Raw genomic sequence first — 20,800 nt, 5'->3', positions numbered from 1 at the left:
CCTGGAGACTTCTTTATCAGAAATATCCTGTTCCAGAGCCTTACAGCTTGAACATGCGCGTCTGGCTTTGTGAGCCGATAATGGCTGAATCGGATTCGCTGATAAAATCAACGGAGACACCCAGGTTACTGCAAAGCAGTTCCATCATGCTTTGCATTTCCAGAACATCCAGAGATTTGGGAACAGCAACTTTAATCATCATTTCAAATGTTTGTCCGTCTTCAGAACTGGTCGCTGAGAGGTCCAGAATATCGACTCCATCCTGACCGAGTTGTGAAGAAATTTTCCTGAGGATCCCCGCATGGTTTTCACCCGATATCGCGATCAGGTATTTTACACTTTCTCCCGGTGAGAGAATCGAGGGCACTTCGACTTCCGGATCTTTCACGGAAACATCGACATTAAAAGCATTGCAGATGCCTTCGATATGTTCCTGGATAAGAGTAGGATCACGTTGTTCTGGAAAATCCGCGGCGATCACAATCGAGAAAAAGTTCTGAATCACGGCGATGCTGGCTTCATGCAGATTGGCACCCAGTTCGTCCATTGCAGTGGTCACAGCAGCCATGATACCGACACGATTGGCTGACAGGAGAGAGATTATATAACGTTTCATACCAGACTCCGGTTCTGTCGAGACAGATAAACTGATCCCGATCCAAATCATTGCTGAATGGGAGTAGAAAACTGTATTGTAGCGACTCGGTCTAAAAAATTGCGATCAGGATTGGAAAATATTAGATCTGATCATAGAAAAGCTCCGTTTCAGCAGGGAGTGAATTTGCCTATCTTTTCCAATAAAATTGATGTAAGTTGTTAAATACCATAGAGTCCGATCATTTGCCCGATCGTACCTCTCCATAGATAAATCAGTGAATAGGAATGGTTCATGGTACGGCTCGTTTCACTCTCCGTTATCTTCTGCCTGATTCTCTTTCTGGGGATCATGTTCTTCAAAGTCATCATGCCTTTCATTCTGCCTTTATTCCTGGCAGCGGTTGTGGCCATGATCAGCCAGCCTTTAATGAATTATTTTATCAGACGCACCCGAGGGCATGTCCGCATCGCCGCGGGTCTGACGACCACATTGATCGTCTCTGCCATTCTGGTTCCCTTATGTGTGGGAATATTTCTGGGATCCCTGCAGCTGTTTACGACAGTCGTCAATACCCTGGACGAGGCAAACTGGAATAAGACCGTCAAAACGGTTCGTGAAAAAGTGGAAATCAGCAACGATAAATTTCATCAGTTTGTGGAATGGTCGAACGAATATCTGGATCACGATGTGGATCCGCTGGCGAATACAGAAAAATCAGCCAACCCTCAAATCTCAGAAGATTTTATCCGTAAGAATCTGCAGGCAACACTGGTGCCTATTGCTAAGCGTTCGCTGGGCATTGCCGCTTCAACGGTCGGACTGCTGGGAAGCCTGTTCTCTGCGCTGATTGCATGGGTCATGTTTATCATCGCCTTATATTATTTCCTGGCTGATGGTTACCTGCTGATTGAATCAACACAGTCTCTGATTCCCGTTCATGTTGATTATCAGAAGCGGCTGATTGATCAGTTTCAAAAGGTGGTACGAGCCGTGGTCCTGGCTACTTTTCTGGCAGCGATTGGACAGGGCTTTACAACTGCGATTGCGTTGTCGATGGTGGGTTTTGATCACTTTATTGTTTTTCTGATTCTGGCAACGATCACTTCTATGGTCCCCCTCTTGGGTTCCTGGCTGATCTGGATGCCTTGTGCGGTGTGGTTGATGTACCAGGGGCATTGGGGATCTGCCGTTTTTCTCATCCTGATCGGGACCCTGGTTGTCGGCACCATGGATAATATTATTCGCACATATGTACTGCAGAGCGACGCCAAATTGCATCCACTGCTGGCCTTTGTCAGTGTGCTGGGAGGGCTGCAGATGATGGGCCTCTGGGGGGTCTTCATCGGGCCGATCGTGGCTTCCTGTCTGCACGCTCTGGTTCAGATCTTTAACACCGAACTGAAAGCATTCTCACAGGAGAAATTCCATACTCAGGGCCTGTTGGAAACGATATCAGAGGATCCAGAAATTCCGAAAAGTGACCCAACAGACGAAAAACCAGCTGAATCAACCATTAGTGAAGCCTCTGCGGAAGAATCAAAGGCTCAGCAGAAAGCAGAGAGCAAACCAGCATCCGAACCGGCAAAATCGCCTCCACAGAAGAAAAAGAAGCGCCGTCGCTAAACCGTTCGACTTGTTCTTTTCCTCGAGCAGGATTGAGATAGTGTCCCGTTTTCTGCAGCGTCTCCAGGAGCAATTGGGCCGAATATAATAGATTGTGAGACGCTATGGTTAAATGTGACGCGCTCTAGTGGCTGGTACTCAAAGTGAAGATCGGCAGTAACATTGAGAGTGCAATAAAGCCGATGATCGAGCCCATGCAGACCACCATGACGGGTTCAATCAGCGTGGTAGCAGATTTGATCGCGATTTTGACTTCACGGTCAAAATAATCACTTAACTTATTCAGCACCATGCCCAGACGACCCGTGGATTCACCTGAAGCGATCATCTGCTGCATGGTCGGAGGAAACAGAGTTTTTCCATCCATCGCTTCATGAATCTGTTTACCTGATGTCACCAGTTCGCTGATTTCCAGCCAGCTCTGTTTAAAATGCACATTGTCGGTCACGCCGGAACTGAGCTCGAGTGCCTCCAGCATGGGAACCCCGGCATTGACTGTTGTTGCCAGAGTACGAATACTGCGACTGAGAGCCAGTTTCTTGAGCATGGAGCCGAAGACAGGCATGCGGATCAAGACCCAGTCAAAGGCGGATTTGCCCCAGGCCTGCTTTCGAACATAACAGAAGGCCCCCACAAAGGCAGCCAGAAACAGTAAGACCAGATACCAGTAGGAAGTAATGGTCGTTGAGACCATGATCATAATTTTGGTTGGAGCCGGAATTGCGGCTCCACGCGAGGCAAACATCGGCATCAGTTTTGGAAAGACATAGGTGAGCAGAAAAATACAGATGCCAACACACATCACCAGCATGATGGCGGGATACATCAGGGCACCTTTAACCTGCTGAATTGTTTCCTGCTCTTCTTCTGCCTGGGCAGCAATCCGGTTCAGCATTTGTGGCATGGTTCCACTGGCTTCACTGGCTTTAATCAGGTTGACATACGTGCGATCAAACTGTCTGGGAAAATCTGCCAGAGCAGCCGAGAAGTCACTACCGGATTCTACACTCTTTTGAATATGTGCTAATATCTCTGCCAGGACAGGATTTTCAATCTGTTTCGCGATGCCTTCCAGGGCAATGGCCACTGGCACACCAGCGTCTACCATAATCGCCATCTGGTTGGTGAAATAGATGATTTCCTTGCGGGGAACCCGTTTTTTTCGCGCGATGCTGGTCGTATCTGCGGAACTGGCATCTGATTCATCCAGCGCGAGTAGATACAGGCCTTCCTGCCGCAATTTTGCGACAGCTTCTTCCCGGGAATCAGCGACCAGTTCACCGGTCTGATTCTGGCCACTTGTATTGCGTGCTGTATATGTAAACTGCATGGGAGTGCTTTCTGATTACGCGAGTAATCCCTGGGAATATTCTTTCGGTGCCTCTCCTTTTAACTCCTGCAGATGCTCATCAATGATGTCCGGATCGACTTTTCCATTCAGTAACTGTTCTTTCAACGCCTGTTCCATTGTCTGCATCCCCATGCGTCGGCTCGTCGAGATGATCCCGGGGATCAAATGCGAAGTCGATTCCCGGATACTCGTCTGCACGGCCCGGTTCATCAGCATGATTTCGAGAGCGGCGACGCGGCCTTTGCTGTCAGCTGCGGGTAACAGTTTTTGTGTGATGACACCGCGCAGGGTTTCGGCAAGGTGGCTGCGGACCTGGGATTGTTCTTCGGGCGGAAAAACTTCCACGAGTCGATCCACCACTCCGGCTGCGCTGGAAACATGTAGGGATGACAGAACCAGATGCCCCGTTTCCGCTGCCTGCAAAGCCACACGGATGGTATCCAGATCCCGCAACTCACCGATGAGAATGACATCCGGGTCCTGACGGAGAACATGTTTCAGCCCGGATGCAAAACCCGGGCAGTCTTCGCCGATTTCCCGTTGTTCGATCAGGGATCTTCCGTGCTGAAACTGATATTCAATCGGGTCTTCCAGTGTAATAATATGCTTGGCATCCCGCTGATTGATGGCTTCGACCATCGCGGCAAGCGTGGTCGATTTACCGGAGCCCGTCTGACCGGTCACCAGGATCAGGCCCGTTTTCAGTCGCGTCAGCTCTTCAACGACCGGGGGTAAATCCAGGCTGCTCAACGAGCAGATTTCATTTGAAAACCGGCGGATGGCAGCAGCATAAGTGCCTCGCTGCACATGGATGTTGAAACGGAACCGTCCCAGCCGCGGGATGGTAATGGCAAAATCAACATCCTTCTGTCTGTCGAGTATTTCTTTCTGCTGCTGATTGAGAACCTGATCACACAGGTCGCTGATCGTCGTCGGATCGAGGGGTTCGAGCGCAGTCTTCTTGAGCTCTCCATCAATGCGAAACATGGGTGCCGCATCAATGGCGAGTAAAATATCAGATGCATTACTGTCAACAGCAGCATGTAACAGATCATTCATTTCCATGGAGGAATCGCTTTCTCGAACTTCGATATCTATTCACACCGAGCTTTTAAAATCGGTGATTAATGTTTGAGTGCCGACTTTCGGGGAATCCAGCCTTCATCGCTGACTTTAAGGGCTTCCTCGATGGTGGTCAGTCCTTCTTTTGCTTTTCGCAGCGCATCATAGCGGAGCGGAATCATGCCATTATTCTGTGCATACTCTTTGACCGATGCTACGGTGGGGTTTGTCGTAATGATTTCGCGCAGTGGATCATCGATGGTCAGAATTTCATGTACGCCAATACGTCCGGAAAAGCCGGTATTTCGACACCGTTTACAGCCTTTGCCTCGATAAAATTCTTCCACATTCAGCCCGATACGTTCCACAGCCAGTTGCATCGCTTTGGGCAACTCATAGGGTGCTTTGCATTTCGGGCATAACTTGCGACACAGTCGCTGGGCCAAGGCCATATTCAAGGCAGCTCCGATGAGGTAATCATCAACTCCCATATTAATCAGTCGTGTCACGGCTGAAATGGCGTCATTGGTGTGTAGCGTACTGAAAACCAGGTGGCCTGTGAGAGCAGCCTGAATCGCGATTTTTCCTGTTTCCTGATCGCGGATTTCGCCGACCATAATCACGTCAGGGTCCTGCCGCAGCAGACTTCTCAGAATCGAAGCAAACGACAGACCAATTTTATCGTTAACCTGAAACTGATTGATCATCGGCAGCTGATACTCGATAGGATCTTCAACCGTACAAACATTTTTTTCAATCGAACTGACAGCATTCAATGCCGCATAGAGTGTAGTACTCTTACCGCTACCCGTAGGACCGGTCACCAGAATAATGCCGTTGGGCTTGTCGAGCTGCTCGGTAAATTGTTCCAGAACTTCAGAACTGAAACCGAGCTGTTCGAGTGAAATATTCACACTGCGGTTATCCAGAATTCGGATGACCACTTTTTCGCCGGTCGGCATCGGCAGAGTACTGACGCGCAGGTCGATCGGACGGCCTTCCATCAGCACATGGATTCTTCCATCCTGAGGAAGTCGACGTTCACTGATATCAAGGCTGGCCATAATCTTAATACGTGAGGAAACCGCGGGAGCCAGATGCACTGGTGGTTCCAAAGCCTGTTGCAGGACGCCATCCACACGGTAGCGGACCCGCAACTGCTGTTCGGTCGGTTCAATGTGAATATCACTGGCGCCTTCACGCACGGCGTTGTAGACAATGTAATTCACCAGTTTGATAATCGGGCTCTGGCCGGCAAACTCGGCATCAAAGCCGATGTCATCGATTGACTCTTCGATCAGCTCGACATTCGTGCCATTCGCATCGTCGATAATATCGTCGATCACGAAGACATTCGTATTCGGCATGTAGGTTTGCACCATTCGCCGAATCTCGCGGGCACTGGCCGCTACAATTTGAATTTCCGACTTGGTCAGATCCCTGAGTTGATCCACCAGGAAGACGTTCGTTGGTTCTGCGACGGCAACGGTCAGAACATTTCTGACTTTAAACAACGGCAGGACGGTATGTTTCTCGACAAAATCGCGGGGCAGGACATCGAAGACTTTCGAATCGAACATGCGGCTGTCGAGCTGCACATAGGGAATCCGATATTCCAGCGCCAGGCATTCCAGAACCTGATCTTCGGTACAATATTCCTGATTGACCAGCAGTTCGCCCAGCAGCTGACTACCATCCCCCTGCGACTGCTCTGCCAGCGCGGACTCCAACTGTTCCAGAGTGATATACTCTTTGTAGATGAGCAGATCACCGAGTCGCATTTTCGGTTGCAGGAGAGAGTTGGTATTCATGTTTAACGATTGAAATTTCTATTGAAAACTGGAGACGGCGTCGATCACCGAGTCAAACAGGTCGATTCTCTGATCAAGACGCGTGATTTCCAGTATTTTCTTGCCCGGATCTTCCAGGCCACTGATTTTTAGATTTCCACCCTGTTCGCGGGTCAGATCCTGAATATCCAGCAAGGCTTCCAGCCCTGCACTATCCAGGACTTCACTGCGATCCATCTGCAGCACAACCTGATAATGTTGATCGTTAATGGCAGCAGACAGCGCATTGACGAATTCGGTGGATGTGTCATCCGTCAATTCGTCAGGTGTATGAGCTACCATGACATTTCCGAAGATTTCCGTTGTGATCTGCATGAGTTAATATCTAGATACGGGGTTTTCTGGCGGAATTCGGATCGAGTCCAATGACTTGATTTCGTCCCCCCTCTTTGGCTTTGTATAAATTTTCATCGGCGATACGAACCAGTTCGTTTGTGGTGGTCGCCGGATGTTTGAATTCGGTGACGCCGAAACTGGCAGTGACCTGCAGCTGTTGACCTTCAAACAGGATCGGACAGTTTTCCATCGTTTCGCGCAGATCTTCGGCAATCTGCATGGCTTGTGAATATTCATGATCCAGCAGAACTCCGATGAATTCTTCTCCACCGTAGCGGGCAATAATTGCTTTTTCCGGCATGACGGTTTTCCAGATCCGTGCCACTTCCTTCAACACAAAATCACCAGCCTGATGGCCGTAGGTGTCGTTGAATGATTTGAAGTGGTCAATGTCGCTCATGATGATACTGAGTTGACTTGACTGGGCATCCGCCTGTGTGACCAGCTCGTGAAGTTTTTCCTGGAAGGTGGCATGGTTGAACAAACCAGTCAGACCATCGCGGCTCGCCATTTCTTCAATCCGCTTAAACAACTGGGAATTCTTGATACCCAGAGCATAGATATTGGAAAGAATATACAGGAGCCGACCAATGGTAGGTGATTCGACATCCACTTTATCAATCACCAGCAGACCGATCAGATCAGAACCGACGGTTAAGGGAGAGATCGCATCAGGCATGTGTGGATCATCGTCCAGGATCCGTTTGAGTCGATAGTCCTGCTCAGCATCGTTTCGCATGACAATCTGACGATGTTCAATCACCCAGGCAGCGACGCCACTCTCAGGAACCGGTCGATAATTCAACTGATCCCGGGCACGGACTGGCAGAGCATTTTTCAGAGATCGTGATTTACTGTCCCACAGATAAACCTGACAGTATTCACACTGCAGCGACGCTTTCGCGGTACTGATGACCGTGGGAATCAGAGACTCGTTCGACTGATTTGTAGAGATACGTCGGCCGATGTCCTGAAGTGTCAGCAGGAGCAGCGGATAGTTGACTCCGACTTCTCCAGCAGGAGTATCTCTGGATTCAGCAGGTTGTCTGGGTTTTGTTTCGTCAGCGTCGCCAGTATTCTGCAGATTTGCAAATGATTCTTTCTGAGATTCGTATAATTGGCGAACCAGTTCATCGTTCTGTTGCTGAATCTGATAGAGTGTTCTTTTTAGTTTGCCAATATAAACGTCGATCAATAACACGAGGCCAATCAGAACAGCAGCGCTCAGAATACTCAGGGCGTAGTTATTATCGCCCTTAACGATATCTGTGCGGAAGTAAGTTTCCGCAAAACAGGAGCCGACGGAGAGAGCTGTGATGGTCCAGTAACAGATCCGTGGAGATGAGACCGCAGCGAGGACCGTAGGCGGTGCGAGCAGCAGCAATGGCGCCGCTCCCCGTGGCCAGCCCATGTACGAACCCAGAAATACGGCGAGCGGACAAAGACAGACTACCAGCAGAGCATAAGACCAGAACTGGATGGCTGTATAATAGTTTCGCATGGATAATAGTTTCAGAATGATTGATTTCGTTGAGCGACTTAAGCAATGACATCATTGGTCAGATTCAGTGATTCCTGCACATGATTCAGCAATTTTCTGGGGCTGAATGGTTTCACCATCACGCTGGTAATTTTCAAAGTCTGAATATATTCATCATGATCGAATTCAAAACCCTTCCCGGTTAATAACGTAATCGGGATCAAACTGGTTGTTTCTAATGCTCGAATTTTCTCACAAAGTTCCAGACCGTTCATGCGGGGCATCTGCAGGTCTGTGATAATCATATCTGGTGCCTGTTGCTGAGATTTTTCCCAGCATGTAAAACCATCGGGAAAACATTCTACCTCAAAACCTGCTTTTCTCAGCTTCATGCCGATGGCACGAACAATATGCGAATCATCATCACAAATATAAATCAGGTGATTCATTTTCTCACTCCTTTTCTTACAGTTTCTTTCATAGGGGGGGCAGCGAACTGTGTTCTCTACTCAGGCGTTTGCTGGCGGGGCCAGGTGTTTTTTTCGTTTCTGTTCTTTATGTCCCAGTGGAATCGTGACCGTAAAACAGGTGCCTTTGTCGACTTGGGATTGAACTGAAATCGAACCGTTGTGCACGTTGGTGACGATAAAATGGACCAGAGCCAGCCCCAGGCCGGTACCCGCAGCGGAGCGATTATTTTCCGGAACACGATAGAAACGATCAAAAATGTGAGGCAACGAATTTTCCGGGATTCCCATTCCGGTATCGCGGACTTCAATGACGGCAGACGTATCTTCCATTCGGCTGCGGAGCCGGACTTCTCTCCCGTTTGGTGTATACTTAACCGCATTCGACAACAGGTTGATGATCGCCTGCCCCAGCATGTCTTTATCCACAAACACGGGCAGGTACATGTCACTCAATTCTGCTGTAAATGTGATATCTTTTTCGGTGGCGGTAGGCGAAATGACATCGGATGCTGTTTTCAGAATGTCATTCAGTTCATGATCGTGTCTTTTAATTTCGACGACGCCACTCTCAATGCGTGCCAGGTTCAGCATGCTGTTGACCAGGCGGGTCAATCGATCAATCTGGTCATTGATGAATCCATATAGCTCGGCTGCTTCATCGGGTTCACAATCACCGTCAAGCAGCATTTCAATGTAGGCTTTAATGCCTGACATGGGAGTTTTCAGTTCATGTGCGACCGAGGAGACGAATTCAGCGTGTTGAGTTTTCTCGTCGGCTTCTTCGCCGATATTTTCTACTACGACCACCGTTCCCAAGGCGACCTGATTCTCATCACTGAGATTCGTGGCAATAGCACGATATTGGGTTTTCACACCGTTGCTGGTAAATTCGAATTCGGTACGTCTGCGAAAAGTCGCTTCTTTCCGCTCTATGGTTTTTGCCAGTAGTTTTGCCAGTTCCGGAATGACCGTTTGCTCTACAACAGGTTTTCCCAGCGAGAGACCGGATTCGCTGGTCGTTTGATTCTGATCCGTTCCTGTGAGCAGAAACGAATTCGCAGCCTGGTTAGAAAAATCCAGTTCCTGTTTGGCATCAAAGACCAGGATTCCCGTCTCCAGGTTATCGAGGACAGATTCGACCAGTGCCTCTTTTTTCAACAGGGAATTCACCTTGGCTTTGAGCATGGTTTTGACCTGATTGGTCGTGGTCAAATCCGAGTCGGATTCTTCAATTTTGTGGATTGCCTCTGCGAAAATATTTCCGTAAAAGTTCTTGCGCTGGAGTCCGGGACGCGCTAATTCAGGGTTTCTCAGGCAAGCCGTGATCTGCTGCTGATCGTTTTTGATGCTTTTCATTAACCAGGCCCAGCCTGCCAGTGAAGAGATTAAAGCGATCACCAGAGCGTAGCCTGGACTTACTATCTGGCTGATGACCAGCAGATTGTCTACACAACTCACTGTCAGCAGGAGCAGAATCAGAAACCAGTATTTGGCAGAAAGATTCATAGCCAGTTCTTTCTCAGCCGAATAAATCTGCTGAAAAACATTGTTCACATTAAAAGTTCCGAGACGAGTTGAACTCTACCGACTGCAACAGGGCCGTCAGGGAGATAACTCACATTTAAAATCTAGGTTACAATCTGCCGATTGTCCAATTTCGGAATAGAGAATGTGGTTGGCGTATGAATATATGTAAATGCGGCCACATAGAGAGGTTACCGAACAGTGAACTGTTCTGGTGGAATTAAGGCGGCCACTTCCAGCAGGGTCTCATCGGTCGGCCATTTTTTGCGGGCTGTAGCGATAATGTTTTTTGCACTGGTACTCTGGCCCCGGTTTATTGCGCACAATCCGCGTAATATTTCTACATGGAGTAACTCTCGCTGATGCTTCACAGAAATATCGTCAAACAGCAATTGTGCCTGTTCAAGGTTCCCAATCTGTAATGCGGCGTCTCCAAAGGCAATCATTTCCGCCAATGACAACGATTCTGGATCGTTTTTCTGACAGGTGGAGAACTCTTCGAATGCAGCAGTGAAATTGCCTGAATAATACAGGCAACGTGCCCGTTGTTTTCGCCACACATGGTTTTCGGGAAAATGATTGACGACCATTGCGTAATAGACGCTGGCTTGACTCCACTGCTGGCTGGCTTCACAGATCCGGCCCAGGGCAATCGGTAATCGTCGACTCCCGGGAGTCGTGTGCAGCGCTTTGAGCAGGACCTGCTGTGCTTCATCCGTCCTGCCCGCCTGTTCATAAAAGGCGGCCAGCTTGAGGGCATAGTTTTCATCATACGGTTTTAACTCGATGGCGCGCTTCAGGCAGGCGATTCCTTCCTGGGTCTGGCCTGCCTGAAAGAACAGCGTTCCGATGGCACTCTGCTTGTCAGAATCATGAGGACTGGCTGCCCGGATGGCTCGCAGTGACTGCAAAAACTGATTGCGGTCTCCCATGTCATACGAAAGCTGTGCCTCGATTTCAAAAGTGCCACTATGACCTGGATCAATATCCCGGGCGGAGGCCAGCAGCACTTTGGCGCGCTTTAATTCTCCATTCGAATAATGTTCGAGCGCCTGCTGAACAAGTTTGTTTGCCTGCTGATTGTAAGGTGAAGCAGGCAGGCTATCCGCAGGTTCCTCGTAATGAGGTTCTGTGGTTTTCTGTATCGAACCAACCTCAGGTAGAAAGGCCAGACTGGTTACGGGCACCGTCTGACAACCACAACAGACGAGACCAGCTGCACAGAACATCATTCTGAGGTATCGAGCAGGCCGGCCGTGCAGTCGCTTCATGCTCAGGGTGCTCCTTCCAGAGTCGGAACCTGAACTGCCGGACCAGGCACAGGCGGTAACCCGATCATCTCCCGATTTCGGTTGATCAACGCCTGTTCGATATAGTTTTTCAGCTGAATCGCTTCGATATTGTTTTTGTCCAGACGAACTGCAATTTTGATCTGTTCTTTCGCTTTAGGCAGATTCCCCGTTCGCAGGTGTTTCTTTGCTCTTTCAATGTGTGACTGCACGATGCGCACCTGGTTAATGGGCAGAAAGCTCTTCTTGAAGTTAGCGAGACGTTCAGCCCCTTCGTATTTCAGCATCTCACCTTCGGCCTGTGCGGCTTCTGGACGCACGATTCGTGGAGTGATCAATACGATTAATTCCGTACGGTTCGTGATTTCACGCTGCTGACGAAACGCATTGCCAATCACAGGAATCGCTCCCAGGAAGGGAACCTGATTCCGGGTATCAGAAGTACGTTCTTCTATTAAACCACCGATGACGACGGTATGACCATCTCGGACCATGACGTTAGTGGTCACCTCGGTAGTTTTCAGGTCGGGGAGATTGGTACTCGGGTTGATGGAGGCAGAGCTGCGTTCGGGGTGCACTTCCATGCGGATTTGTCCATCGGGTGTAATAAATGGCCGCAGGTTCAATACAATCCCTGAGTCCAGAAAGTTTACGTTCTGAATCGAAGTGTTTCCATTTTGGGTGACTGTGGAATAACTGGTACGGTCACCAATGATCAACTCAGCTTTCTGTTTGTTTAACGCACGTAATTGCGGTGAAGCGATCAGATTGGTCTCTGCCACATCTTCCAGTGCTTCAATAAAACCACTGATATCTCCATGCAGGAAACCATATTTCAGTCCTGCCAGATCTGCTACAAACTGTCCTGTGGGCGGCACAATGGAACTCGAACCCGAACCCGGGAACCCGCTGGAATTATTCAGAGTATTTCCATTTCCATCAACGAGCAGGTTTTTGTTATTCCCACTCAACATGGCAAAATTCACGCCGAATTTCATATCGTCGTTCAGGGAGATGCTGAGAATCATCGCTTCGATCACAACCTGCATGGGTGGGATATCCATCTTTTCCAGCAGACGATCCACTTCTTCCAGAATTTCGGGATAATCGCGTACGAGGATCGAATCTGTCTGCGCAAAGGAGTCGCCACCTGCACTGGTGGGATCGGGTGCGATGCCGACCTCACTGGGGGTGGTCAGTGAAACGATGCCGATGTTCTCAGTCAGAATGGGGGTGATCAGGTTCTGTAACTCTTTGGCACTGATATAAAACGGGCTATATAACTTGGTGATGACTTTACGGCTGGATTTCTTTTTCTGTTCAAGTTGTGCCTGTGTCATCACATAGATGAACTCCCCTTCTTTTTCAGAGGTCAGATCTCGAGAACGCAGGATGGCATCCAGTGCCTGTTCGGGTGTGACATTTTTCAAATTTGCCGAAATCGTACCTGTAACGCCCTGCCCTGTCAGGATATTCAAACCAGATAGTTCGCCGAGCATGTCCAGGACATGCATGATTTCGGCATCCTGAATCTGGAGCGAAAATGTTTCGCTGGAATCATTGTTCGGGCTGATTTTCAATACCGGTTTTTTCTTTGTGGTTTCTGGTTCCTCTGTCACGGGTGCTGCTGTGACAGGTGGTTCCGGATTCTTTTGTGTGGGAGCAGCCGGGTCTTTGGCCTGCATGCCGTCCAGTTTACGTTCCAGATCACGAAGCTGATTCATCTGCTGCATCTGTTGCAGTAGTTTCGTAGCTTCTTCCAGGCGGTTGGTATTTTGAGCCAGTTCCAGGTTGGAGTGCTGTTGTGCCTGCAACTGCAGACTGGTTAACCGATCGACCTGCTGTGTCAGACTGGCCAGACGGAGTTCCATTTTTGACGACTCCCGTTGCGGAGCAATCAGGTCGTCGTCACTGGCGACGTTGAATTTGATAGACCGTGTCTGGGGGCTGCTGTCCTGAATTGTAGAAATTTCGATACCGGGTTCCACGAGCAGTCGCGACCGCACGGGTTGTTTTCTGACAGAAACGGTTCGGGTTTCTGTGTTCGCCGGCAGGACAGCAGGTTCGACCTGTAGTTGTGTTTGAGAGGCTTGAGTGACATCTGGTACTGGTGCAGACGGAGATTGCGGGCTCACCGTTTTGGTTGATTCGGTCTGGACGTGAACAGCCCTCGGTAAAGTTTCTGCAACTCGGTTTTCAGGGACATTCTGCGATGAGTTCATCGAGTGTTGAGGGGGAATAAACAGAGACTGTGGCGTTTTGATGTCTGTCATGGCAGCAATCAGCAGCAGTGACAGTCCCGTGAGAGTTGCCCAGAAAGCCGGTAAAAAAAATTGTCTGTTCATGTTTCGACCATCATCCATGATCGTTCGAATCAGTCTAAATCAGCCAATGATGCGAACTGTTATTGTTCAAATTTAATAAAGGCGGAAGGGTCATTTTGAATTTTTAATTCAAACTTGTGAGCGCCCTGGCTCAAGATCACATTCCGTGCAGCGACCTGCTCCAGAACGTAAATCGAATCGTTGTGCTCAAACGATTTGCCTTCGTAGTACAATTTATTATTGATAATTGCCGCTTTACGAGTCTTTCCGATGATCGTGGTTTTCAAAACCAGATCTTCGGGGAGTACAGGCGCTGGACTGGGTTTGTTTTTGTCTGGATCCTGAACTGGTTCCGCAGGCTCTTCCGCGAACAGAATAGGGGGCGAAAATTGATCGCGGTTGACTTCAAACGGATTCTTCTGCATCGCGCCCATCTGCACTGACTGCACGAGTGGATCGGTCTGCATTAACGAATCAAATTTCTCCCAGGAATGACGTGGCTCATCCGTCGGTTCACTCTGGGAAAAGCTCATTTCCGTTTTTACAGGAGGACGTTGCGGGATTTCTTTTACGGCTGCCTTAGCTGGGACGACTGTCGTACTCGCGCTTCCTCGAATGGCTCGATAGAGCGGAGGGATCCAGAAATAGATCCCTACCAGCAGCAACAGACTCAATATAAGCGTCTTCTGCCAGCTCACTTTTAAGTCGTGTATAAGTTGTTCACTGAAAGTTTTCACGCGTGAATCACCACTTTAAATCCATGAGAGACCGGAAGTTACATCAACTGGTCTAAACTGTTTTTTCACGAGGAACAGCCTGAGAGCAACTTGAATCAGAGTGCACCCTTATCTCTTATCGGTTGAAATAAACGTCTTGCTAACCCTATTTTCGGAAAAATCAGAATAACCCCTCTGATTCTCGCGTAATGCGTAAACCGACAGATCGACGCTTCCCTTGATAAGTCCCGTAGAATCTCCATCTTGTTTGATGACCGAAACCTGGTTAACAGTAAACAGGCGTTCCTCTTTATCCAAGTCATTCAGAAACTGCAGGAGCCCTGCATACTGACCGGTGATACTCAATTTAAAGGGCTGTCTGGTATAGGTGGCATGTTCTTCCGTCTCACCTGGATTCAATTCGGAAACGGTGAGCGAGGCTGTTTTTGCCAGTAAAGCGACACGTTGCAGTACCTGATGTGAATCTTTGCTGACAGGAATTCTCCGGCTGAGCCGATCGATAAACGCGATACGCTGATTCAGCTGTTGATGCAGTTCCTCCAGTTGTTTCACTTTGGTTGGAATGGCAGAAATTTTCTCATGAAATTCATCGATTTCCTGATTCAGCTGCTGTTTGCTTTTCAGACCGGGTAAATACACGACAAAGGTAAACAGAGCCACAACAATGGACAGACCAATGATGGTAATCAAACTGTCTCTACGTAATTTATCATTCATAGAACAAGCCTCCTGCCGTGATCCAGGGATCCAGACCGGCGGTATAATGCGCATTAATTTTAGGAACATACATGCCTGGTGAATTCACAACCATTCTGAGTCGAAACACACGCAGTGGTTGACCTTCAAACATGGTTTCATTCGATTGAATCAGGTCGATTTCTCTGAAGACGCCCATTTGATCCAGATTGGACATGTAGCGCGAGATGGAAAGGTGGTCTGGTGAGATTCCCTGCAGATTGATGACCAGGTTTTCCCTGGCGTGCAAGCCTTGCAGCTGTTTCAAATCTACCAGTTCCGGCAATTCGTCTTCTGTCTTTTTGGAGGGACTTTTTTTAGTTTGTGCATCTTCTTTGACAAAGACTTTTTCAAATGTGAACTGAAATTCATTCAGGGAAACGTATTCCGGCAAGGCGTGGCTGATCATATTCAGTAACTGAGCCGGTGATTCGTCCAGTTGCAGGCCTGCCAGCAGATCTGCGCGAATGTCCGTTTGTTGAATTTGTAGAGTCAGTTGGGTCGGGTCTTCCAGTTGATCGTTCATCAGCTGCGCACGTTTTTCCAGCGCTTCTTTTTTCGTTTGAAGCTGATGTTGAATTTCCCGCTGGCGCACCGTACTCAAGGTGACCAGTGTCAGAAAAATCAATACGATCGTTCTTCGCCAGATGCGGTTTCGATGCCGCCTCCTGACTTCGCGATAACTGGCTGGTAAAAAATCGATTTCAGGTATCATATTCTCGCCCTTAGCGGGGTCTTTTCGGATGGCTTATATTTCACATCCGTGTTACTGAATCAGGGTATCTATAATTTTTATGCCGAACTGCTTCAGGCTCTAAATAGTTTTCTCTTTCATAGCCAGGCCCAACGCTGTGGTCCATCTGCCGGGGCGTTCCAGAATGGATGTGGAAGTCGGCCAGCGTTCCAGGCTTTCAAAGGGATTGCCCATTTCGCAATCGGTATTTAATCGTTCTGAAAGAAAGTCAATCAGCCAGGGGCTGCATTCATTACCTGTGACGATCAGCTGATTCAGTTTTTTCCCGCGGAAGGTCACTTTGTAATAGCGCAGACAGTTTTCAATTTCTGTGCTGATCGATTCCAGCAGAGAGCGAATCGAATCGATGACGGAACGATGCAGTTCATCACTGGCATCCAGTGAAGTGGAGTTGGTGACAATATTTCGCATGCGAATCGCTTCAGAGAGCGGCAAATCCAGGTTTTCTGCGACAGCACGATCAAGTTGGTTACTGCCTTGCATGATATATTTCAGAAAGAGCACATTTTGCTGATCAGCAAAAATGACTGTCGTAGCCGCTTCCCCAAAATTCAGATAACAATTGGCAGAATTCGAATGTGCCCCCCGTGCGCCGTCATGAAAACACCGCAGAGTTGCCGAAGGTTCCACGTCAATGGCGACCGCATTTAACCCGGCCAGATCCAGGAGATTCAGATGGCGTTCCAGAATTCCATTATGGCAGGCCAGCAGAATGACTTCCTGTTTGGTATTGGCTTCCTGCCGCACCTGACCAGCGGGTAGATGACGAATTTCTGCGTCTGCCACCGGATAGGGCAGTCTTTCTTCTGCTTCCCAGGCAACCACTTTGGTGAGTTCTTCTGCCGGCAGTTGTGGTAGTCGAATATTCTGGATGAACAGTTCCTGTGATCCCAGGCAACTGGTCACTCGGCGACCTTTGAAATGATGATCGGAAAGGATGCGACGGATTTCCGCTGCGATTTTTGCATCACGTTCGTCGAGCGTCAGTTTCTCGTCAAAGTCAAACTGTTCCTGTGCTATCGCATGGACAATGCGATTATTGCGTGGACCGGTTAACTGAACGAGGGTCACGGAATTCGGGCCCAGCTGTAAACCGATGGGACTATATTGTGATCGTTTGATTGAAATCATGTTTTCAGTTTCGTTTTCAGTGAATGAGTCGCCGGGTGTTATAATGTTTGAATCTCACCAACCCATGCCTGGCCTGTAACCCAGGAAACGGTGATGAGGATGTAAAACGTATTTCCATATTTTTGAGTTGTTAACATCAGGATTGTGTCTTCGTTGCGCACAGGGCCCGTGCCACCCGTTGGGCCGAATGTGAGTTCGCTGACAGCTGAATCGGATGTTTTCAATTTGATTTGTCTGAGTACCGCCTGCCCGGGCAGATTCAGAGAATCAATCTGTATCTGTTTGAGGTAGCGATCTGAATCCGCGGCTGATCCCGCAAGGTTGTTTTTGGGAACCGGTAAATCACCAGAGCCGGTATGCAATATTTCATAGGTTTGTGCATTGAGGTCAAAATCGACCTTGTATTCTGAATTGAATTTGATGGCGTGGTTGCGTGCCAGATGTAAGTCAGCCACCAGCATGCGTGCGGTGGCATCCAAAGCCAGCGAACCACTGCTGTCGGTTGAAATCAGGGACACGGTTGCCAGAATCGAGAGCAACAGCACCACAATCATCAGTTCGACCAGTGTGAAACCGTTTCTGTCGGCGCGCAGGTTTTCCGTGGGCCTCCTTCGTTGAAAAGGATGCCAGCCACTTAGCCGATGATTACGATCAATATGTTGCATCTGATCTCACTAACAAAATTATTGAGTCTCTTTCCAGTCAATCAGCGACCAGCGATACCCGGAGAGTTCCGGAGTCGTCTCTCCTCCATCGAAAGGCTGAAATAACGGCGGTTCCCAACGATATGCCTGATCTTTCAAATGCTGAATATGCAGTGTGGGTTCCAGGCTGAGTCCGTAAGACTGGTAATACGAACTCCAGCCAGTAAAATTGTAAGGGTTCTCCAGCCACTCACTGAATGGGATTTCAGAGTAGCCAAAATATCGTCGCACGTCGTTTTCATAGTCCCACTTATGTTTACGGTCATTCCAGTACGAACTGGAAAGCACCCATTCATCGAGACGATTAAAATTATATGTTTCAGCACAAATGGGACCGCGAATCTGCGTCAGTTCCTGCTTGTGACGTTTGATTAAATAGCCGGTGGGCGAAGGATGATCAATCTCCCCCCGGACGGTCAGCTGTTGATGTGCGCTGTCCACCCCGGTGATGGGATACCAGGATCCCGTCGTTCCCGTTTGACCGGTTCCCGTCGTTTCCAGCCAGATCGCGTATTTCCCGTTGCTTGAGATCAAGTCGAGAAGCTTGTATTCCTGGAGCGTCACTGTGCTAAAAGGCTGTTCGATCGAAACCGCTGTTGCAGTGCCCGAATATTGTATGTTGGAGACATTCGCATAATCGACAGAGCCGCCGGCTCCGTTGACGTCACCATGACACACGACGGCTCCTTCGAGTGTTGTTTGTGTTTCACGGACAAATTCAATATCGTCTGCTACGACTGTCGGCAGTCGCGGCCAGCGCTCTGCGTTGAGCACCAGTGATCCGCCGTCAGAGCCTTTCCAGTTGAACGAGGTGAGATGGATGCCTTTGCCATGGAACGTTATTTTTGACGTAGCGACCAGTGTTCCCTGTAGCACAACGTTGTCATAAACATTCAGACTGCCACTGCGATAGAAGATCCCCAGAGGGTTTCCTGGAGACGGCTTCAGTGTCACATTATATAATGAGGAGTTCAGCGAAACCGCCTGATAGACCGGACCTCCTTCATATAGTCGATAACTGGAAAAAGCAGAATAATTTGAGCTGGGAATCCGCAGGCGGTTACTGGTAGTAGACCAGTTCAGTTTGAGATCTGCCAAATCTCTTCGGCTCGAAGAAGAAGGGTAATCATAATAGGTCACCGACCCCGCGATCGGATGGGGATAAGAAATAGTGGCCTCTGAAAGACTGGTTGAACCTGCCGGGAAAGTAACAAACCGTTTCCCCAGGTCTTCCAGGAACTCATCCCGAACCGAAGAACTCCAGGCAGGGTCCTCGTACAGTACCAGATTATCATAGAGCCATATATTACCATCGATGCGGTCGCAGGGATCCAGAATGAGTGAACTGGAACCTGTTTCGGCAAACAGCGCGTATTGCCGGAACTGATCGAAATCTCCCGAGTTCGTGACTTGATCAGTCGCGGCAGCGGAGTCTCCCGGTAATATCGAGCGGCCTGTCAATCGAGGCACCAGTCTCATTTTTGCCGTAATCAGATACTCAGATCGCATATTGCTGTTGGTGGCTGAAGTCCAGGCGCCCAGCGAGTGGGCATTCAATTCCAGAACGGAACCGATGGAATCCCCTGTAGTTTCAAAGGAGATCGCGTAGGTACTGTCTCCATCCGAGTCTGAGAAAAACTCGCGCTGATACTGGTCATTTACTCCGGTCCATTCCAGTGAATTCAATCGATTCAATGCGTCCGTCATTCCTGCCCGGGCGGCATTCATTGCCAGATCACGCCTCGAACCATTTTCGGTAACCTGAGTGAGTACGCTCTGGGTCTGGATAAAGGAGTAGGTCAACACCAGCGACATACTTAATGCAAACATCACCAGGATCATCGAGATCCCCGCGCGCGAAGTGCGCAGATTCCTCCACAGCAGAGATCGACTTTTGTCGTCGGCTTTCAGACTGCGAAGATGCGCTGCTTTATGGTGCGTATGCATAGTACCTCGAACCGGATGCAAAAAATGGTAAGGCAGATGCGGAATTAACTTCATTCAAAGCTGTCTGTTCTGCTGTTTCGAACTGTGCTTCGCAGTTTACGGTCACCAGACGCAGTCCACTGCTGGCACTGGCGGTTCCCTGAGGCCAGGAAAGATTCATCCAGTCAGCCGTTCCAGGTGAAACACTGCTCAGGCTGGAATCGCTGGGAGTTTTGACCAGACTGAAAAAAACATTTCCGGCTGCTGGTCCCCAGGGATTTCCGGAGAGGACATACTGACTGCATTTGATCCGATTGCTCAGCAGCGTAGATTCTGCCTGGCTCGATTGAATGGCAGAGCGGATCGTGCTGTTGAAAGAGGAACTGTTAAAGTCGATTGTGCTATTGGTATCTGGAAACGCGATTTCAATCAGGTTGTGTCCATCAGCAGGATCGACGGTATAGATCAGGATTTCACTCAGCTGAGGCAGACGTGTGATCGTTCCCTGTTCGCTGAGGCCTCCGTTACGTCCGCCGGACCAGACCACCAGTGTGTTCGGAATATCAATGCTGTTCCAGGAATTTGTGACGACCGCAATTCCGACCCGCGGAGATTGCCCACTGACATGATAAACGCCTGCCTGCGAGATCATCAGTTTGATTCGATCGAAGGCTGCATTAATCTGCGCCTGGGAATCTTCTATTCCACGCGTATGCTGCCAGGCGGATTGTGTGGCAGTGACAATGCCGGCCAGCGCGACAATCAGAATGGAAGAGATGGCCATAGACATCAACAGTTCAACGAGTGTGAAACCTAGACGGGAGTTCTCTTTTCGTACTGCGCAGCAACGCACGCAAGTCCGTTCTGAGTGGAACGGACTCTCTGAAAACACAGGCAAAACAGCCT

18 protein-coding genes are annotated in these 20,800 nt (G+C 49.0%); 1 reads left to right on the top strand and 17 read right to left on the bottom strand.

What is annotated here, in order from left to right; genetic code table 11:
• Positions 1–40 precede the first annotated feature (40 nt).
• A complete protein-coding gene (locus Pan161_RS30345; protein ID WP_197995610.1) occupies positions 41–616 on the bottom strand; it encodes a glycine cleavage system protein R in 576 nt (191 codons plus the stop codon).
• Between the two features lie 273 nt (positions 617–889).
• Here Pan161_RS30345 and Pan161_RS30340 point away from each other — a divergent pair, with 273 nt between their 5' ends.
• Positions 890–2,221, top strand: a complete 1,332-nt coding sequence (locus tag Pan161_RS30340; protein WP_145232449.1) for an AI-2E family transporter — start codon at positions 890–892, stop codon at positions 2,219–2,221.
• A gap of 124 nt (positions 2,222–2,345) precedes the next feature.
• On the opposite strand, the gene Pan161_RS30335 is transcribed toward Pan161_RS30340, so the two are convergent.
• The 16 genes from Pan161_RS30335 to Pan161_RS30260 all read right to left on the bottom strand — a co-directional run bounded on the left by Pan161_RS30335 (position 2,346) and on the right by Pan161_RS30260 (position 20,747).
• Positions 2,346–3,551: a type II secretion system F family protein gene (locus Pan161_RS30335; protein WP_145232448.1), complete on the bottom strand. Its 1,206-nt coding sequence runs from the start codon at positions 3,549–3,551 to the stop codon at positions 2,346–2,348.
• 15 nt (positions 3,552–3,566) lie between these two features.
• Positions 3,567–4,637, bottom strand: a complete 1,071-nt coding sequence (locus tag Pan161_RS30330) for a type IV pilus twitching motility protein PilT (RefSeq protein WP_145232447.1) — start codon at positions 4,635–4,637, stop codon at positions 3,567–3,569.
• A gap of 59 nt (positions 4,638–4,696) precedes the next feature.
• Positions 4,697–6,415 (bottom strand): GspE/PulE family protein, encoded by a 1,719-nt coding sequence (locus Pan161_RS30325; protein WP_232103568.1) that lies wholly within the window; start codon positions 6,413–6,415, stop codon positions 4,697–4,699.
• A gap of 48 nt (positions 6,416–6,463) precedes the next feature.
• Entirely contained in the window at positions 6,464–6,799 is a 336-nt protein-coding gene (locus Pan161_RS30320; RefSeq protein WP_145232445.1) for an STAS domain-containing protein, read from the bottom strand.
• Between the two features lie 10 nt (positions 6,800–6,809).
• Positions 6,810–8,321, bottom strand: a complete 1,512-nt coding sequence (locus Pan161_RS30315; RefSeq protein ID WP_145232444.1) for a GGDEF domain-containing protein — start codon at positions 8,319–8,321, stop codon at positions 6,810–6,812.
• A 38-nt stretch (positions 8,322–8,359) separates the two neighbouring features.
• Positions 8,360–8,749, bottom strand: a complete 390-nt coding sequence (locus Pan161_RS30310) for a response regulator (RefSeq protein ID WP_145232443.1) — start codon at positions 8,747–8,749, stop codon at positions 8,360–8,362.
• 60 nt (positions 8,750–8,809) lie between these two features.
• Positions 8,810–10,276 (bottom strand): sensor histidine kinase, encoded by a 1,467-nt coding sequence (locus Pan161_RS30305; RefSeq protein ID WP_145232442.1) that lies wholly within the window; start codon positions 10,274–10,276, stop codon positions 8,810–8,812.
• A 209-nt stretch (positions 10,277–10,485) separates the two neighbouring features.
• Entirely contained in the window at positions 10,486–11,565 is a 1,080-nt protein-coding gene (locus Pan161_RS30300; protein ID WP_145232441.1) for a tetratricopeptide repeat protein, read from the bottom strand.
• Between the two features lie 2 nt (positions 11,566–11,567).
• Complete coding sequence (locus Pan161_RS30295; protein ID WP_197995609.1) at positions 11,568–13,928, bottom strand: secretin and TonB N-terminal domain-containing protein; 2,361 nt, start codon at positions 13,926–13,928, stop codon at positions 11,568–11,570.
• A 59-nt stretch (positions 13,929–13,987) separates the two neighbouring features.
• Complete coding sequence (locus Pan161_RS30290; protein WP_145232439.1) at positions 13,988–14,644, bottom strand: hypothetical protein; 657 nt, start codon at positions 14,642–14,644, stop codon at positions 13,988–13,990.
• 108 nt (positions 14,645–14,752) lie between these two features.
• Entirely contained in the window at positions 14,753–15,361 is a 609-nt protein-coding gene (pilO, locus tag Pan161_RS30285) for a type IV pilus inner membrane component PilO (protein WP_197995608.1), read from the bottom strand.
• Positions 15,354–16,094 carry a PilN domain-containing protein gene (locus Pan161_RS30280; RefSeq protein WP_145232437.1) on the bottom strand — a complete coding sequence of 247 codons (741 nt, stop codon included), beginning with the start codon at positions 16,092–16,094 and terminating at the stop codon, positions 15,354–15,356. Before Pan161_RS30280 ends, pilO begins: the two co-directional genes overlap by 8 nt.
• Before the next feature lie 99 nt (positions 16,095–16,193).
• Complete coding sequence (pilM, locus tag Pan161_RS30275) at positions 16,194–17,264, bottom strand: pilus assembly protein PilM (protein WP_145232436.1); 1,071 nt, start codon at positions 17,262–17,264, stop codon at positions 16,194–16,196.
• 38 nt (positions 17,265–17,302) lie between these two features.
• On the bottom strand, positions 17,303–17,929 hold the full coding sequence (locus Pan161_RS30270; protein ID WP_145232435.1) for a pilus assembly FimT family protein: 627 nt from the start codon (positions 17,927–17,929) through the stop codon (positions 17,303–17,305).
• Between the two features lie 18 nt (positions 17,930–17,947).
• Entirely contained in the window at positions 17,948–19,969 is a 2,022-nt protein-coding gene (locus Pan161_RS30265) for a hypothetical protein (RefSeq protein ID WP_145232434.1), read from the bottom strand.
• Complete coding sequence (locus Pan161_RS30260) at positions 19,899–20,747, bottom strand: prepilin-type N-terminal cleavage/methylation domain-containing protein (RefSeq protein ID WP_232103567.1); 849 nt, start codon at positions 20,745–20,747, stop codon at positions 19,899–19,901. The genes Pan161_RS30265 and Pan161_RS30260 overlap by 71 nt, the downstream gene beginning before the upstream one ends.
• Positions 20,748–20,800: the final 53 nt, after the last annotated feature.

Source organism: Gimesia algae (genome assembly GCF_007746795.1).
Taxonomy (GTDB): domain Bacteria; phylum Planctomycetota; class Planctomycetia; order Planctomycetales; family Planctomycetaceae; genus Gimesia; species Gimesia algae.
Note: the sequence above shows the minus strand (reverse complement) of the source record. Positions and strands in the feature narration are given on the sequence as shown.